A 14,362-nucleotide genomic window follows, 5' to 3' on the forward strand; every position below is an offset into this window, starting at 1 on the left:
CCAGACAGGACACCCTCAATGAGCACGATCCACGGGACCACCGAGCTGGGACCGGCAACAGCAAGGCGGCAGGTCTACAGTCCTCTCGAAGCATATTGGAATGCATTTCAGGAGTGGCGCAGACGCCGGAGATTACTGGCCAACTTGTGCGATTTAAGTGACAGGGAGCTTATCGATATCGGTATTACGCGCGGCGAGATCGACTACGTCGCCTCGCAGCGAGATTGCGATCCGCGAGGCATCCGGTGAATGAATGCGATATCTGGTATCGATGGAAGATCGAACTAGTCACAACCAGAAGCCGTGATGGCGCAGATGCTGCCTTCCGATATGGCTCAGACTGAGAAGAGCTCAGGCTGTGCAAATCTGATCCGATATGCTCCGCTGAGCAGACGCCAGCAGGCCGTGCCACCACTTCGCATTCGGGCCACTCGCGACCTCGTAGAAGGGTCCGCTTAGGTTGAGCGAACAGGCGAGCAAAAACATTTGCCGGGGACGCGAACCAATTCACATCCGACGAGGTGGCCCGGCGGCAGTATGAAAGCGGCATATTATTAGAACCAAGACCGGGGCGAATGATTGCCAACCCTCCTGCTACGGAGTGCTCAATGAGTGGCGAACGGTGGCCGTACTTTGCCGGCCTTGCATCGATCATGTTGGCGATATCCTTCGCGTATTTGCTTGAAGGAAAGTGCCAAAGAGACCTTGCATTTCAGCGCTCCTTTCCATCCGCTCTGTCCGAGCTAATTGTAGGAAGCGAGCCTATTAGGTGTTGGTTCAATAATTGACTTATGTGGAGGCCGACTTCTGCTCTGGGTTAGTCTCGTCGCTCGGGCCGGCTCTCGGCCATGTCTCGTCTAACCTCTTCAGCTGGCCCACGGCATTCCTTCGCCGGCTTCCTTCGGGCCAGAACCTGACACTGACGAGGCAAGGAAGGTGCGAAGAAGCGGCTTGGGATCGAAAGCGGCTTTCAGCGAGAATTGTCGTGAATTTCCGCTACGGGTCAGGGGCTGCCCTCGGCAGCCACCACGGCGTTCCGGTCAGCCCTCGGAAGCAGACCGCGGCAGCCACGCGCCACACGCAGATGCAATGACTTTGGATGGCCGCGAGGTTAGGCTATGACCTAATCAGCGAGATGTCCTTCAGGGGGCACTAAATGGCCATGTTGTATTTCGAGGAGGCGGAGGTTGGCAAACTGCGTACGGCTGGTCCTTACCACGTCACAAAGAACGAGATTATCGAATTTGCCCGAAAATTCGATCCGCTGCCTATTCATATCAACGAGGAGATCGCCGCACGCTCCGTCTTTTCCGGACTGATCGCTTCGAGTGCACACACGTTTGCGATACTTATTTCCTTGTTGAGCAGAACACAGCCGTATTCGCTTCGGATTGTTGCCGGGCTTGGCTGGGATGAACTCAGGCTCCCCGCTCCGGTGCGCCCGGGAGATGATCTCGATCTCGAAGTGGCAATTTTGGAGAAGCGTGAGTCAAAATCCCATTTCGACAGAGGCGTTGTCCGTAACCAGCTACATCTCCGGAACCAAAAGCACGAAACGGTTCTTCAATGCGTCAACACGGTTCTCGTGGCGCGACGACCGCCTGCGAATTCCTGAGACACGGGAGGCCGCGAGTTCCAGTGGCCGGCCGATGTCGGCTTCGGGTCAAAGGCTGCCTTCGGCGTGACCACGATGGCTTTCCGCTCAGCGCTCGGAAGCAGACGCTGCGCGGCCGAGAGCGGTAGTCAACCACGGGCCAACAAATGACATGCGAAGGCCGCGCTAATCTAGCTTCGCAACGGCGTATAATCATACTTGCCGCGGCCGAACCGCGTCGTGAGCTAGCGGGCAAAAAGGATTGCCAGCACAAAGAGCATCCCTAGAAGTATAAGCCCAGCGGAGATGGCACCACTTTTGGGAGACGTTGAGGTTTGTGCAGCGCTCGGAGTGGACGTTTGGCTCGCAGGTTCGCGAGCATTCTCAAAATATTCTCGCTTGAGTTGCGTGAACTTTGGAGGATAACCCGTCCCACCGTGCGCAAAATAAGCTTCTTCAAAGTAGCGATCACAATGTTCCATGAGGCTACTCGTGTTGCCGCCGGCACTTACCCACGAGGATGCCCACGACATCATATGTGTGGGAATTAAGTGGTCCTGTGATTTTGTGATCAGGATGAGAACGGTATTCCAGTCGTTCTCAGTCTGCCAGAAGGCCTTCGCTATGGCGTCCCGATCGTCCATTTCCATCCCCCCGGCGGATAGTCAAATCTCTTACACGTCCGGCGAGAAATCAATCGCCGCCATCATCGCAGTTCGCGGCACTCAACCCGGTGCTCGCACAAGTAGCGGTTCTCTCTGAGCACCCGTTGATTTTTCCAAGGACATTGATCTGTCGCAACTAACTTTCGCGATCCCGATACAGCGTCCTGGCAGGAGGCAACGATGCAGCCTTGGATGTTGCATGTGCTGGCGTAGGCCATAGCGGCCTTGGGCTTGGCGGCCATCCTTTCCATGAGCTTCTAAGCTCGCCTCAGGTGTGGAGAGTGCGCCGCTGCCTCCATAATTCCGACCTACCCGCTGTCGACGAGCTTCTTGCTCTCGGCAATCGCGCGAGCCGCCTCGTTCGAGGAGGTCATCTTGCATCACGACACTGCCTCACGACTTCAGGATGACCTCGACCGAAGCGGATACCGTCAGAACCGCTGCGGCATGAGTTCTCACCTCGACGAACATCTGGCCCATCTCTGCGCCAACATCGCTTTTAGCGCGGATGGCCTCGGCGAGTGCCCTTAGCGCCGCATCCCGTGCAGCATCAAGATCCGGCAATTCCTCACCAATATCGTCGAGGGTGAGTCCAGCGTCATCCCGGAAGTCGAAGTAATATCGAGGCATTTCCTCGGAACCCCGGAACTAGCGAAGCGTTCCTGGGCCTAATCGTCACCGCCCTGTCCACTCCCTTTGGGTTCGGCACCGATGTCCGCAGCGGGTCACAAGCACGCGACGCGCCATCTTCAGCGCGCTTCCGGTTTGCTCCCCACAGCCGAAGTCGCGCGCCGGCCCTTGCCCCGCGCGCGATGCGGATCGAATTCATCGACTGCGTTCTGCCAGGCGACAATCTGGTCCTCGTACCAGACTCGGCGGTTGGGGCTGATGTAAGTGGATTTCGGAAACCGGCCCGCCTTCTCCATGCGGTAAAGCGTGGTGCGGCTTACGGGGATGATCTCCAACACCTGCTGCTCGTTGAGCATGCGACGGGGGGCGCACTTCGAGGCCCCGGCAACGTTCATCTCGGTGGGCGCTGGCTTTGCTGCGGTCATTACGAACCTCCTCAAAGCCCGGTCCGCTACTCAGTCTTCGTTCTCTTCCTCGTTCCGCATCAATTGGCGAAAACGACTGATATCGAACTCGTCAGATCGCAAGCCGAGCGGTCTGACCCTCCGACGGTAGTTCCGGGCTATAGCGCGTCCGATCACCTCAGGAGGATCTTCGGGGCCGGCCTGCTGCTCTCGCGTACCCAAGCTGATCAATGGCTTCGCAGCGAGGTCGGACGGGCTGATGGGATAGCTCATCACCTGGTCGGCGATGGCCGCCATGAATGCAGACCGGGCACGCTCGTCGCCCCACCAAGTCGCGCCGAAATCGCGCATGGTCTCATGCGCCAAGAACAGGATCGCGTAGATCAAATCGAGCGTGTGGCCATCGCCCTGGATGTCGAATGACATCTCGAGGCGCTGTCGGATTTCCTCTGCGATCGACCGTTGGCTGAGAGCGCTGGAGCTATCGAGCTTTGCGCGGAGATCGTCACCGAGGGTGATTTTGAACTGCTGCTGCTTCAACGTGGTAGCCCTTGATATGATCAGATCTAGCCCTACAATAGTTGACACAAAGGGTCAACTGAACCAGACTGGATATGACGAATTCGGAAACCACGACGGCTTGGCGCGTCCTCGATCAGCGCTGGGACGGTCGCTCGACATTCACCGTCGAAGAGGCGGGATGCGAAATCCTGGGCCTGTCGAAGTGCAGTGCCTACGCCGCCGCGAACTCTGGCGAGTTGCCTGCCATCAGGGTGGGCCGCCGTTGGATCGTTCCGCGGCACGCCCTGGAACGAATGCTGAGCGGCTGACGAAGCGGGGGGTGAAAAGTGATCGGGCGCTAACGGGAGAGCGCATGTGAATTCTATTGAGCAGATCGCTTCAGCCTGCGGCGATGCCAAGCGGACGGCTCGCGGTTTCATGTGTCGCTGCCCTGCCCATGAGGAGAGGACTGGCAGTCTCTCGCTCGGATACGGCCGCGACGGGATCGTCCTGGTCCATTGCTTCGGCGGCTGCAGCCAGAAGTCAGTTATTGATGCGCTCAAGCGCCTCGGCGTGTGGCCGGGGCCGCACGTCGTCGCGCCCCGCAATGTGTCGAGAACGCCGGTGTCGAAAGATGCCAGCGTTTGCAGCTCTGCTTCGTGGGCAGCTGGGATTTGGAACGCCTCGACTTGCGCAAGGGGCTCGCTGGTTGAGACCTATCTGCGGCGGCGTGGGCTCACGGTGTCAATCCCCTCGGCCATTCGGTTTCACCCTGGTCTGCGGCACCCGGAAGGGTCGAGCTGGCCGGCGATGGTTGCTTTGGTGTCCAACGCACTCGGCGGGGCTCCGACTGCTATTCACCGCACGTTCCTCTCGCCCGATGGCACCTCCAAGGCTCCCCTCGAGTCGACCAAGATGATGTTGGGCCCGTGCCGCGGCGGGGTTGTGCGCCTTGGTGGTTTGGGCAACGTCTTGTTGGTTGGCGAAGGGATTGAGACCTGCCTCTCAGCGCTGCAGGCGACGGGACACCGGACGTGGGCGGCGCTTTCGACCTCAGGCCTGCGCACGCTCGCTCTGCCTGCTGACGAGCGGGACATTGTTATTCTTGCAGACGCCGATCGGGCAGGAGAGGCGGCGGCAAACGACGCGGCGTACCGCTGGGTGCTCGAAGGGCGTCGCGTCCGGATTGCTAGGCCGCCGCCGGGGCTGGATTTTAACGACCTGCTCGCCGATCGTGCGCACAGTTTGATGGAGCTGGCGACGTGACTTCTGCAAGCGAAATCGCCACGCTGATCGGATCCGCCGAAGAGATCTGCATTGCCTCCGGGACCAAGGGTGCAAAGCCGCGCCTTTTGGTCGAGAACTGTAGCCCTGATCTGACCGTCACCGCAATTCGCGATGCGATCGCCGCTGCCGGCGGTCTGTTCGAACGTGGCGTTCCTGTTCGTCTCGCGTTCGACCAGGCTCAGCGCGGGGCGGTCGCCCAGGTCATGACGCCGGAGGCGTTGGTTCTGAAGGCGCACACGATTTCCCGGCCGTACATGAAAAAAGAACGGCGGGACGGCACGATTGTGGAAATTGATGCTCGTCTGCCGCGTTCTCTGGCCGTCATGTATCTCGATTGGCGGGGTGAATGGCGGCTGCCGCCCCTGAACGGGATTGCTTCGGCGCCGCTGTTGCGGGAGCACGGTGAGATCAACAGCACGGAGGGATATGACGCCACCACAGGCATGTGGTGCGAGAACGTGCCAAACATCCATCTCTCCGTCCCCCTGAAACCCAGTCGGGATGATGCAGCGGCTGCGTTGCAGTACGTCCGCGAGACGTTCAAGACGTTCTGCTTTGCCGATGCCGAAACAATCGAGACGGCGCCCGGTGGTGTCGTGACGGTCGACATCTCCAAGCCGCCGGGACGAGACGAATCTGCCTTCCTGGCAGCCTTGCTCACCGCAATCTGTCGTCCCAGCCTGCATCTCGCTCCCGGTGTGCTCTTCCGCGCGGCGCCCGTGTCGGGCGCGGGTGCCGGCAAGGGTCTGCTTGCCCGTCGCATCTGCCTCATTGCCTTTGGGCGGGAGCCGCATGCCGTCACGGCCGGAGCAAACGCAGAAGAGCTCGAGAAGCGGATCTCGGCGGAGCTGATGGAAGGCAGCCCGGCCTTGTTCCTCGACAACCTCAACAACATGGCCTTCAAATCCGATCTGCTTGCGAGCGTCATCACGGAGAGGCCGGCCCGCGTGCGACTGCTTGGTAAGTCGCAGATGGTGCCGCTGAACGCATCCGCATTCGTCATCCTGACCGGTAACGGGCTGACCGTTTCTGAGGATTTGGCTCGCCGGTTCGTGACGGTCGAGTTCGACGCGCGCACCGAGGATCCGGAGCTGCGGCCCTTCTCAACGGACATCCGGCTTGAGGTGACGCAGCGGCGCACGGAGCTGCTGGCAGCGGCGCTTACGATCTGGCGCTGGGGTCGGACGGCGGGCGGCATCGAGCCGGGCTTGCCGATTGGGAGTTTCGCACAATGGGGCCGGTGGGTGCGCGATCCGCTGCTCGCTTTGGGCTGCCAGGATCCCGTCACCCGGATTGGTGAAGCAAAGCAGCGGGACGGACGCCGTCAGGTCCTGGCGGATGTGTTCGCGATCTGGTGGGACAAGCATCAGCATCATCCCGTGACTGTCCGCCAGCTGCATGACGAGGTTCGCCAGGCTTTGGATCCGCAAGGGCGCGGCCGCCAGTACCTCGCATCACAAGTCGAGAAGTTGTCGGGCACGCGCATGGCCGGCTTTGTCCTTACCCGGCAGGCAGCCGTCGGCAAGTGGGGCTCGGCTACGTATGCGCTCACGAAAACGGACAGCGCGGAAAACCATAGGGACCATAGGGGGCATAGGGACGCCCAGCTGCCGCGTGAGTTCGAGGTGGGCGCCGATACCGCCTATGCCCCCTATGGTCCCTATGCTTCTGGCGCCAACGCGACTTTGTTGGATTGCAATGCCGAAGTCTCGGAGTGTGCGCCGAACTCGGATGCAGTCGCTGATCGCCAGTCTGAGCCGGCAAGCTCGCATGGGTGGAGTGCGCGGTTATGAGCGCGGCGGAAGCTCTCAAGGCGGCCGTTGCCGCAGGCATTCGCCTAGTCCTCGACGGGGAGGATCTCTTGCTGACCGCAGCCGAGGCACCTCCGGATGAGGTGCTCAGCGCGCTTTCCCGCCACAAGCCTGAGATCGTCACGCTGCTGCGGTCGACCGATGACCGTTGGTCGGAGGTGGATTGGCTGGCCTTCTTCGACGAGCGGGCGGGCATCGCCGAGTTTGATGGTGGAATGGAGCGTCAGGATGCTGAGGCGCGCGCTCTTGAATGTTGCGTCGTCGAATGGCTAAACTGCAATCCGGTCTGCTCTCCGCCCGGACGGTGTCTGCACTGCGGCGGCGGCGAAGCCGTACTTGATGAACTGGTGCCATTCGGTACGGAGCCGAGTGGTCACGTCTGGTTGCATTCACGGTGCTGGGTAGCGTGGCATGGCAACCGGAAAGCTATGGCCGCCGCTGTTCTCTCGGCCATTCTGAGGGGCGGATGATGCGATAGCGGGAGCGACATCGATGCAAACAGGCATTATGAAGGACTCCGGGATTTGTTCGCGGGCTTCGTCGTGGCAATCAAGCTGGATCAGCTCCGCGTCGACGCCTTGGCCCTGGAGGCCTTCCCGGACGACTACTCGGACAGCACGTGGAGCAACTGGCGCCGCTGCCACCTCGATTGATTCAGCCTGCTGCTCTCGACCGTGCATCTGATCCGGCCCGCCACCTTGCAAAGGCTGACGTGGATCGCGATCAATTATGATCTCAAATTCGTGGGCGAGCGGCTGCTCGACGTATTCGGCGCGGCTTCGGCCCAGTCGGTTCCCCGGGAGACGTTGCCACCGCTGAACTCTTGCTCAAGATGTTGATCCAGGACGTTTCCGGCCGGTCCGAGGGTAGATCCATCGCACAGGACGATCGCACCCTGGTGAAGCGTTGGCTGCGCGAGACCGATCCGCTTCATAGCGCTCGAGATCAGGAATGCGGCTACGGGCCGTACCTGGGCGGGTACACCGCTTCGTAACTGCCTGGGAGATCGGCTTGAAGAGGGGCATTGCAGTAACCAGGACTGGGTGTCTCGCCGGTGAAGACGCAGCGTGCGCGCGCCACGGCGTGACCACGCATAACCACTGACAGGTGATGCATGCCGGAAGTTCAAGTGTCTGCTGGTAATCAGCATGTTCTGCTCCAAATGCCAGATGAGCCCGACTGCCACTTCGTTGCAGCGTGGCTGATAAAGGCAGCTGAGGCTCAGGCCTTCTGGTCTGAAATACTGGATAGACCGAACGGTGCGCATCGGCTGGGACTGCTTCATGCGGATGGCATTCCCAACCTCGCTGCCGCTGCCCTGGAACTCCTTGGCGAGCTTGAGCACCACCTTCACGTGGTTTCTCTCGATCTTTATCCTGACGAAAGCGGTATTTTTTACCGGGAGTTCGCGCTGCTCGTGCAGCTCGGCTTCTTCGCTCGCGAAGATCAAGGCTATCGGATTGCCTTGCCGGAACAGGTTGTCTTCGGGGCAGTTCTAACGGCTGCCCTGGAGGTAGCATCCGTCATGGGCGATATGGAAGAGGGCCTTGACCTGCTCCAGCCCGAGGTCGGGCTGACCACGCTATCCGGTGAGGAGGCCGAGACGTTGCGGGTCAGGCTTTTGGCGACGCGGCAGTTCAGCGCCGAAGGCCGGAGGTCGGGGCGCCTGCAGTGATTCAGCATTCCTGTAGTTTCAATGCAGATCTTGGCGTAAGATCAGCTGACTGTGAATTGCGATAGTGGCGGGATGCATGGGACGCCCAATCGGAAGTGTGAACAAGGAAAAGCCGTTCAACGACGCACTCCGGATTGCGTTGCGGAGTCGTCCCCTGGCGCTGCGCAGGGTGGCGGACCAGTTGCTGGACAAGGCGGAGCAGGGCAACCTCGCCTATATCCGGGAGCTCGTTGACAGGCTGGATGGCAAGGCTGTGCAGGTCGTCGATCGCCAGGACGTTCCCATTCATGAGCTCAGTGATGTCGAACTGTATCGCATCGCTGCCGGTGGCGGACTGAACCCGGACACGATGCTGCTGCTGCCGCCGGCAAAGGTTAGGCCGGACGATCCGAGCTGAGGCGGTTCTCGTCTGAGAAGTGCAGGCGACTGAGCAGCCTGATCACCTGAGTAGCCTGCCACTTGCCACCCTTCGGCGTCGTCACGCCTCGATCATTCAGGATTACTGAGATCCGCTTGGCGGGAAGATCCCGGAGCGGCTCAATAATTGACCGGAAATGCTCGGCATTCAGGTCTGCTTCCGCCTTGCGGGCTTGTCCGATTGAAGAATTGCCGAGCACCTGGCCGCGGGCCTTGGCGGCTGCCAGCGCCTCCCGAGTGCGCTGAGCGATCCTCTCGCGCTCTTTCTCGGCCACAGCAGCGTGGATGTGCAGCATGAACGGGTCCACGTCAGGCCCCAGTTCGGTGACGATGAAGGGGATACGCTGCACCATCAGGCCGCTGATGAAATGCACGTCGCGGCTCAACCGGTCCAGTTTTGCAATGACGATCGGGGCTGCACCTGACTTGCCACCGCGTCCAATCTTGCGAGCGTGCTTCATAGCTGCAGCGAGTTCGGGACGACGCTCCAACGCATCAGCGCCCTTGCCAGTCTCCACCTCGCGGTATTCAGCCTCGATGCTGTAGCCGTGCTGTCCGCAGAAGGATCGAATGGCGGATTGCTGTGCTTCGAGGCCCAAGCCACTACGACCTTGCTTCGGCTTCGACACACGAATGTAGGAAACGGCGGAGCGCATAGAATATTCATCCTCCCTGAATTTACAGACAGTCGAGCGTCTATCTGTAAACACAGAGAATCTAGCGAGCGATGTCGTATTCCGAATCCCCTACATTAGACTAATCGGAATTTTACGTGACGCTTAGTACGCGCACGAAAGCGCACGTTCATCATGCGTCGCCAAGTGATGAGACCGGGCTATATTTCCTGGCGGAGGGGGTGGGGAGGGAAAACTTGGTCTCCAAGCATGCTTACTTGCGGCTCGGTCCCATCGCCTCCACTTGCCGTAGCTTCATCGGGAGCCTCTCGCGAGATTATCGTTGTCCGAGCGTTCCACGTGAAATATCGCGCAACCGGTGCTTCCTCTGCGCCGTAGATACCGTTCGGCTCTCAATGCAATCGTTCTGGTCAGAGCGGCAGTCGTTCATTCTCAGGCAAGCGATGGTGTCGAAGAATATTCCTCGCTAAGCATCTCGGGTTTCGAGGTTGCCAAGTCCAGTCCGAGCGAACCAAGCCGGGGCGGGGCGGAATAACGCCCTTGGCCGTTGCTTCCATCGAGCCCGGTTGCCTTAGCGTCTGCTATTGACGGCAGACCAGACACTCGGCTGATTCACGTCCACAGCCGTTGTGACCCTTAGCGGACATCTAGGCGACGACCGCGATCACCGCCAGAAGCTGTGCAGGGTCCTTGCTGTGCGGCCCGAGAGCCGAACTCCTTTTGATTGCAACTTTTTCCCTATTGCAATGTTGGTGAGCTTGAGATGCCGCGGCGGCTCGCGGCTCCCAGCCCATCATTCTCTGGAGGAGGCATTGACATGAAGTGGGTTTACATCGCCGGCTTTCTGGCAGGGGCCATCGCTTTGAGCCCTGCTTCGGCGATGCCCGTCGCTAAGCCGGACGCCCTGGGTGCGACCCAAACTGGCACTATCGAGATCAAGGGCGGTCACGGACGCGGCGGTGGCCACGGATGGGGTCATCGCGGAGGTCGTGGTCATCATTACGGCTGGGGTCGAGGCCGCGGCCATCACTATGGCTGGCTGCACCGTCACCGCTGGTAAGACGGAGGCTTATGGTTGCAAAACTATCATTTGTTAACCATGAGCCGCCAAGTTGAGGCATGGACTCATCTCGCGATTCGAAGAAATCAGGCTCCGTGTGGACGCGCGAGGATTCGAGACTATTGACCCTGCTCGCGAGAAAAAGGGCCACTGCAGCCCGGGTCGCAAAGGTACTGGGGCGACGAGTTGGGGCAGTGCGTAGGCAAGCTCGCGCTCAAGGCATCCTTATCTACAAAAGTTAGGTTGGGCTGACCGCCCAGCGCGCCCATGCCCGAAGGGGGGCCCACGTCGCTTCGAGGGCTTATCAAAATGGCGACCAATGAGGAAATGCTGACAATCAGCGCTCTGTGTGGCGAGCTAGCAAAGATATTTTCGGGAGAAATCAGTGCCCGGAATCTGCCGCTTCTAAAAACAGAGCTGCTTGTCCGGCTCCGCGATCTCGCCCGGTCCTGGCCCGAACGCGATTTGCGGAACCCGCGTACTTGACTGCGTATCGCGAGAGCCTTGAGACCCTCAAGCTGCAGAAGCCGGACACTTCCTGAGCCCTTTCCCATGCAGAGCGATATAAACTTATGCCTTGGTATCTTTTGATACTTTGCACTCGGTAGAATATTGCTACTGTTTCCCGAACAGGGATGCAGGCAGTGGAACGGTTGAAGGATTCGCTGGGCCATCTAGAAGCCCCCATCTGCCCCAACTGCAACGTCGGCATGAGATGGTTTCGATCCGAACTGGTGCAAGATGATGCACAGTCGCTGATCGCTCACCTCTTCGTTTGCCCTAATTGCAAACGGGCTCAGCGGCAAGACACCATCGTTACGCCGGTTGGCGCCCCTCCCAAAAAGCTGTTGAGCCCGCGCTTACGGGTGGTTGGATGATTCAGCCACGGTGGTTTGCGCTGCTGGCCCGTAGTTGACCCGAACGGTGATGCTCGCTGAGGGCCGTTTCTGGACCCTGAGCGGACTTTGCCGCTTCATTCAAAACTGAGCGTTCGCCGACCTCAAACGTAGGCATATTTGGCCTACGCTCATGCGAATAGCAAGTCTTGGGCCGCGATTCATTCGCCGCTTGATCGTTCCTGCGGCTGCGTCTGAGCGTGCTCGTCCTCGACGGCGCGGAGCAGGGCGGCAAGGCTAGAATATTCCACGCCATCGCGGGTGTAGCGGTTGAGGCGCTCGACATAGCGGGCCGATCCGTCGGGCCTGCCGCGCCAGCTGAACAGCAGCACGGCGCTATTGTGTTGGCGCAGAACGTGGCCGGCGCCATTACCGAAATACTTGCACATGGCGTGGCGCTTCATGGCCGCGCCTCCAGCTTCGCCCAACGCGTCCATTCCCGGATGAGCGTCCGAGAGGGGAACGTTGCTATTGTAGGCGAAGAGAGATCCGGCCAAGGTGAACAGCTTCACACTTCACGGTTTTCTGACGCTATTCGCCTAGCGCATTTCGAGTTCGCTGATTGCCTGCGCTGTCTTTGATCCCGCTTTGAGCGATTTTAATGATTGTCTTCGCCACCAATTCCGTGAGCGGATCGTCACGATCCTTAACGCAGAGTGTGCGTAAGGTTTGCTCGTAAGCCTTTGTAATGCAGGCAATCTGCTTCGGTGCCAAATCGTCGGTTTGCAAATGCAGGTAGATGGCCATGTCTCGCCCTCCAGCACGCCTGAGGTCGCACGATATCATGGAACCGGCGCTTAGCGGGAGCTGGCCGTTATTCGTTCTATACGCAAAGTGGTATGCCCTACGAGAAGCCTAATCCACTTTTTAGAAATCAGTGGGAGCTTCCATCATGCAGGATCGATCCCCCCAGCGCCGTCGCATTCTCAAGGCCGGGCAAATTGTGTTCGGCTCACCGGCCGTTGATTGCATCGTTCGCGATATCTCCGCGACGGGTGCCCGCATCCAAGCGCGGGGCCCGCTTTGGTTTCCTGACAGCTTCGTGCTCGCGATAACCTCGGATGGCACTTCGAGGCGTTGCCATATTGTTTGGCGAAAGGACGGCCAGATCGGCGTAGCTTTCGACGAGTAAGGCGCCCTTCTGCTAGAGGCCCCTTGCTTCCGAATGTGGCCGATTGGCCCATCGCCGCCGCATCACACAGCCGAGGATATGTCGGCTGTCAGGGGTAGACCGCACCTAACGTAAACCGGGCCAAAACGTCGCGACTGACCCGGAGCGGACATGGCGTGATGACCGACAGAATCGTCTCAGCGCCATGACCACATAAAAAAGACCGATAAGGTAGGAGAAATTCTGCGCATTCAACGCTTCGGGGTGCGCCCGCGAATATGGTCAAAGCCTTGCTTGATTCCGGCGAAGCGCGCTTCGACCACCGGCTCAAATTCGAGGTCGGTGAAGATATAGGGCCAGTCGTTTTCGATGCCTTCGCGGACGAGTTCGCCGACATAGAGGGGGTCGATACCTTGAGCGACGCGTTCCCGGATCTGGTCGATCCGTTCGGCAATCGGGCCCGAAGTCGGCGGGGCACGGATTGCCCCGACGAAGCGCTTGGGGAGGTTGCGGCCTGAGTTCATGATTTGAGTGCGGACGTACCCAGGACACAGCACCGATACGCCAATTCCGCGGGGCGCGAGCTCTTGCCGCAGCCCCTCGGACAGCGCGACAACGCCATACTTTGAAACGTTGTATGCAGTGCTCGCTCCTGAAATGAGGCCTGCGAGCGACGCTGTGGAGACGATATGTCCGCCCTCGCCATGCTGCTCGATCAACGGCCCGAAGATCTCGATCCCCCAAATGGTAGCCATCAAGTTGACGCCCAAGGTCCAATTCCACGACGCATCGGTCCAGGTGCCGTAGGGCCCACCGCCGGCGACGCCTGCGTTATTGACGAGAATATGGACCTTGCCGTAGCGGGCGGTCGTGGCTTCTGCCGCAGCCGCGAGTTCGGCTTTGAGTGAGACGTCTGCCTTCACGCCGTCGACATCGACGTTAGTGAGCCGCAGTTGCTCGAGCGCTGCGGACAGCGCCGCCTCTTCGATATCGCAAAGCATCACTTTCGCCCCAGCCTGGGCGAAAGCGGTCGCGATCCCCAATCCAATGCCCGACGCTGCACCGGTCACGAATGCTGTCTTTCCCGCCAGTTCCTTCACGCGCATTCTCCTCCCGGCGAGCGGACACGCTCCCCTTACAACGCTAAGTTTTAGCTGAAGCTCACCGCACTTTCAACGAATCGGAAGCATGCGGGATGTTCGTTTTTGGAACGTGGCTGATCCCAGCCCAGACCGCAGCGACGTGCGCTCCCAAGAGACGAACCGACTAAGGGCGTGCGGGCTCCCCGAGGGCAGCCGTTGACCCATACCGGAAGTCGAGACCCGCTCGGATGTGTGAATCTGGTCGTCAACTCCGGCCAACCGGTCCACGCCGGATTAGGGGATCATCCCGCTCCCGATACCTCGCGGATCGATATCTCGGTTCGAAACAACGTGATCGATCTCGCCGCGCGTAGTGCCGATGTCTATCAACTCCCTATCACTTAGGCCGGACAAGGCGGAGCGCAATTTCAGACAATCGCGCCGCTCCTGAAAGGCATCCCGGTATTTCCGAATGAGACGAGAGGTGTAACGTGTCGATGCGGACGTCCTTTCCAGCCAGGTCGTGCTGTAGGTCGTGCTCATTGCGATGTCTCCCTCGGACGGTGTTTTCCACCCGCGCAGGGTGCCAGGAGA

The 14,362-nt window shown here is 59.8% G+C and carries 20 protein-coding genes; 11 read left to right on the forward strand and 9 right to left on the reverse strand.

The window, feature by feature from the left end; translation table 11 throughout:
- Nucleotides 1–18: 18 nt before the first annotated feature.
- Both I6F33_RS16980 and I6F33_RS16985 read left to right on the forward strand, forming a co-directional pair.
- Entirely contained in the window at nucleotides 19–249 is a 231-nt protein-coding gene (locus I6F33_RS16980; protein ID WP_225143407.1) for a DUF1127 domain-containing protein, read from the forward strand.
- A gap of 907 nt (nucleotides 250–1,156) precedes the next feature.
- The gene (locus tag I6F33_RS16985) at nucleotides 1,157–1,615 is read left to right on the forward strand and encodes a MaoC/PaaZ C-terminal domain-containing protein (protein ID WP_225143409.1); all 459 of its coding nucleotides are present in this window, start codon (nucleotides 1,157–1,159) and stop codon (nucleotides 1,613–1,615) included.
- Nucleotides 1,616–1,839: 224 nt separating this feature from the next.
- On the opposite strand, the gene I6F33_RS16990 is transcribed toward I6F33_RS16985, so the two are convergent.
- The 4 genes from I6F33_RS16990 to I6F33_RS17005 form a co-directional block, all read right to left on the reverse strand.
- The gene (locus I6F33_RS16990) at nucleotides 1,840–2,238 is read right to left on the reverse strand and encodes a hypothetical protein (RefSeq protein ID WP_225143411.1); all 399 of its coding nucleotides are present in this window, start codon (nucleotides 2,236–2,238) and stop codon (nucleotides 1,840–1,842) included.
- Between the two features lie 414 nt (nucleotides 2,239–2,652).
- Entirely contained in the window at nucleotides 2,653–2,889 is a 237-nt protein-coding gene (locus I6F33_RS16995; RefSeq protein ID WP_225143413.1) for a hypothetical protein, read from the reverse strand.
- Between the two features lie 119 nt (nucleotides 2,890–3,008).
- A complete protein-coding gene (locus tag I6F33_RS17000) occupies nucleotides 3,009–3,314 on the reverse strand; it encodes an AlpA family transcriptional regulator (RefSeq protein ID WP_225143414.1) in 306 nt (101 codons plus the stop codon).
- Nucleotides 3,315–3,344: 30 nt separating this feature from the next.
- On the reverse strand, nucleotides 3,345–3,833 hold the full coding sequence (locus tag I6F33_RS17005; RefSeq protein ID WP_225143416.1) for a hypothetical protein: 489 nt from the start codon (nucleotides 3,831–3,833) through the stop codon (nucleotides 3,345–3,347).
- Nucleotides 3,834–3,907: 74 nt separating this feature from the next.
- Between I6F33_RS17005 and I6F33_RS17010 the strand changes: the two genes are divergently transcribed.
- The 7 genes from I6F33_RS17010 to I6F33_RS17035 all read left to right on the forward strand — a co-directional run bounded on the left by I6F33_RS17010 (nucleotide 3,908) and on the right by I6F33_RS17035 (nucleotide 8,964).
- Nucleotides 3,908–4,123 carry a helix-turn-helix domain-containing protein gene (locus tag I6F33_RS17010; RefSeq protein WP_225143417.1) on the forward strand — a complete coding sequence of 72 codons (216 nt, stop codon included), beginning with the start codon at nucleotides 3,908–3,910 and terminating at the stop codon, nucleotides 4,121–4,123.
- Nucleotides 4,124–4,169: 46 nt separating this feature from the next.
- Nucleotides 4,170–5,060 (forward strand): toprim domain-containing protein, encoded by an 891-nt coding sequence (locus I6F33_RS17015; RefSeq protein ID WP_225143418.1) that lies wholly within the window; start codon nucleotides 4,170–4,172, stop codon nucleotides 5,058–5,060.
- The gene (locus tag I6F33_RS17020; RefSeq protein WP_225143419.1) at nucleotides 5,057–6,874 is read left to right on the forward strand and encodes a hypothetical protein; all 1,818 of its coding nucleotides are present in this window, start codon (nucleotides 5,057–5,059) and stop codon (nucleotides 6,872–6,874) included. Before I6F33_RS17015 ends, I6F33_RS17020 begins: the two co-directional genes overlap by 4 nt.
- The gene (locus I6F33_RS17025; RefSeq protein WP_225143420.1) at nucleotides 6,871–7,362 is read left to right on the forward strand and encodes a hypothetical protein; all 492 of its coding nucleotides are present in this window, start codon (nucleotides 6,871–6,873) and stop codon (nucleotides 7,360–7,362) included. Before I6F33_RS17020 ends, I6F33_RS17025 begins: the two co-directional genes overlap by 4 nt.
- Before the next feature lie 54 nt (nucleotides 7,363–7,416).
- Nucleotides 7,417–7,545, forward strand: coding sequence for a hypothetical protein (locus tag I6F33_RS38330; RefSeq protein ID WP_276573677.1), 129 nt, complete (start codon nucleotides 7,417–7,419; stop codon nucleotides 7,543–7,545).
- Nucleotides 7,546–8,006: 461 nt separating this feature from the next.
- On the forward strand, nucleotides 8,007–8,567 hold the full coding sequence (locus tag I6F33_RS17030) for a hypothetical protein (RefSeq protein WP_225143421.1): 561 nt from the start codon (nucleotides 8,007–8,009) through the stop codon (nucleotides 8,565–8,567).
- Nucleotides 8,568–8,643: 76 nt separating this feature from the next.
- The gene (locus I6F33_RS17035) at nucleotides 8,644–8,964 is read left to right on the forward strand and encodes a hypothetical protein (protein ID WP_225143422.1); all 321 of its coding nucleotides are present in this window, start codon (nucleotides 8,644–8,646) and stop codon (nucleotides 8,962–8,964) included.
- On the opposite strand, the gene I6F33_RS17040 is transcribed toward I6F33_RS17035, so the two are convergent.
- Nucleotides 8,942–9,640, reverse strand: a complete 699-nt coding sequence (locus tag I6F33_RS17040; RefSeq protein ID WP_225143423.1) for a recombinase family protein — start codon at nucleotides 9,638–9,640, stop codon at nucleotides 8,942–8,944. The two genes, I6F33_RS17035 and I6F33_RS17040, sit on opposite strands and share 23 nt — an antisense overlap.
- 796 nt (nucleotides 9,641–10,436) lie before the next feature.
- Here I6F33_RS17040 and I6F33_RS17045 point away from each other — a divergent pair.
- Nucleotides 10,437–10,679: a hypothetical protein gene (locus I6F33_RS17045; protein ID WP_225143424.1), complete on the forward strand. Its 243-nt coding sequence runs from the start codon at nucleotides 10,437–10,439 to the stop codon at nucleotides 10,677–10,679.
- Between the two features lie 1,057 nt (nucleotides 10,680–11,736).
- On the opposite strand, the gene I6F33_RS17050 is transcribed toward I6F33_RS17045, so the two are convergent.
- On the reverse strand, nucleotides 11,737–11,979 hold the full coding sequence (locus I6F33_RS17050) for a hypothetical protein (protein WP_225143425.1): 243 nt from the start codon (nucleotides 11,977–11,979) through the stop codon (nucleotides 11,737–11,739).
- 127 nt (nucleotides 11,980–12,106) lie between these two features.
- Entirely contained in the window at nucleotides 12,107–12,322 is a 216-nt protein-coding gene (locus I6F33_RS17055; RefSeq protein ID WP_225143426.1) for a hypothetical protein, read from the reverse strand.
- A gap of 145 nt (nucleotides 12,323–12,467) precedes the next feature.
- Here I6F33_RS17055 and I6F33_RS17060 point away from each other — a divergent pair, with 145 nt between their 5' ends.
- Entirely contained in the window at nucleotides 12,468–12,707 is a 240-nt protein-coding gene (locus I6F33_RS17060; RefSeq protein WP_225143427.1) for a PilZ domain-containing protein, read from the forward strand.
- 230 nt (nucleotides 12,708–12,937) lie between these two features.
- Here I6F33_RS17060 and I6F33_RS17065 read toward each other — a convergent pair whose 3' ends face one another.
- Together I6F33_RS17065 and I6F33_RS17070 are read right to left on the reverse strand one after the other, a co-directional pair.
- Nucleotides 12,938–13,786: an SDR family NAD(P)-dependent oxidoreductase gene (locus I6F33_RS17065; protein ID WP_225143430.1), complete on the reverse strand. Its 849-nt coding sequence runs from the start codon at nucleotides 13,784–13,786 to the stop codon at nucleotides 12,938–12,940.
- Between the two features lie 276 nt (nucleotides 13,787–14,062).
- Nucleotides 14,063–14,311 (reverse strand): DUF1127 domain-containing protein, encoded by a 249-nt coding sequence (locus I6F33_RS17070; protein ID WP_225143432.1) that lies wholly within the window; start codon nucleotides 14,309–14,311, stop codon nucleotides 14,063–14,065.
- Nucleotides 14,312–14,362 lie beyond the last annotated feature (51 nt).

Origin of the sequence: Bradyrhizobium sp. BRP20 (assembly GCF_020194215.1) — a bacterium.
GTDB classification, from domain to species: domain Bacteria; phylum Pseudomonadota; class Alphaproteobacteria; order Rhizobiales; family Xanthobacteraceae; genus Bradyrhizobium; species Bradyrhizobium yuanmingense.

Bases quoted from the DNA above. Each gene is read 5' to 3' on its own strand.
- I6F33_RS17040 (WP_225143423.1), bottom strand. From the start codon at position 9,640: ATGCGCTCCGCCGTTTCCTACATTCGTGTGTCGAAGCCGAAGCAAGGT.
- I6F33_RS17030 (WP_225143421.1), top strand. From the start codon at position 8,007: ATGCCGGAAGTTCAAGTGTCTGCTGGTAATCAGCATGTTCTGCTCCAA.
- I6F33_RS17035 (WP_225143422.1), top strand. From the start codon at position 8,644: ATGGGACGCCCAATCGGAAGTGTGAACAAGGAAAAGCCGTTCAACGAC.
- I6F33_RS16985 (WP_225143409.1), top strand. From the start codon at position 1,157: ATGGCCATGTTGTATTTCGAGGAGGCGGAGGTTGGCAAACTGCGTACG.
- I6F33_RS16990 (WP_225143411.1), bottom strand. From the start codon at position 2,238: ATGGACGATCGGGACGCCATAGCGAAGGCCTTCTGGCAGACTGAGAAC.
- I6F33_RS17050 (WP_225143425.1), bottom strand. From the start codon at position 11,979: ATGAAGCGCCACGCCATGTGCAAGTATTTCGGTAATGGCGCCGGCCAC.
- I6F33_RS17045 (WP_225143424.1), top strand. From the start codon at position 10,437: ATGAAGTGGGTTTACATCGCCGGCTTTCTGGCAGGGGCCATCGCTTTG.
- I6F33_RS16995 (WP_225143413.1), bottom strand. From the start codon at position 2,889: ATGCCTCGATATTACTTCGACTTCCGGGATGACGCTGGACTCACCCTC.
- I6F33_RS17010 (WP_225143417.1), top strand. From the start codon at position 3,908: ATGACGAATTCGGAAACCACGACGGCTTGGCGCGTCCTCGATCAGCGC.
- I6F33_RS17000 (WP_225143414.1), bottom strand. From the start codon at position 3,314: ATGACCGCAGCAAAGCCAGCGCCCACCGAGATGAACGTTGCCGGGGCC.
- I6F33_RS16980 (WP_225143407.1), top strand. From the start codon at position 19: ATGAGCACGATCCACGGGACCACCGAGCTGGGACCGGCAACAGCAAGG.
- I6F33_RS17055 (WP_225143426.1), bottom strand. From the start codon at position 12,322: ATGGCCATCTACCTGCATTTGCAAACCGACGATTTGGCACCGAAGCAG.
- I6F33_RS17025 (WP_225143420.1), top strand. From the start codon at position 6,871: ATGAGCGCGGCGGAAGCTCTCAAGGCGGCCGTTGCCGCAGGCATTCGC.
- I6F33_RS17060 (WP_225143427.1), top strand. From the start codon at position 12,468: ATGCAGGATCGATCCCCCCAGCGCCGTCGCATTCTCAAGGCCGGGCAA.
- I6F33_RS17070 (WP_225143432.1), bottom strand. From the start codon at position 14,311: ATGAGCACGACCTACAGCACGACCTGGCTGGAAAGGACGTCCGCATCG.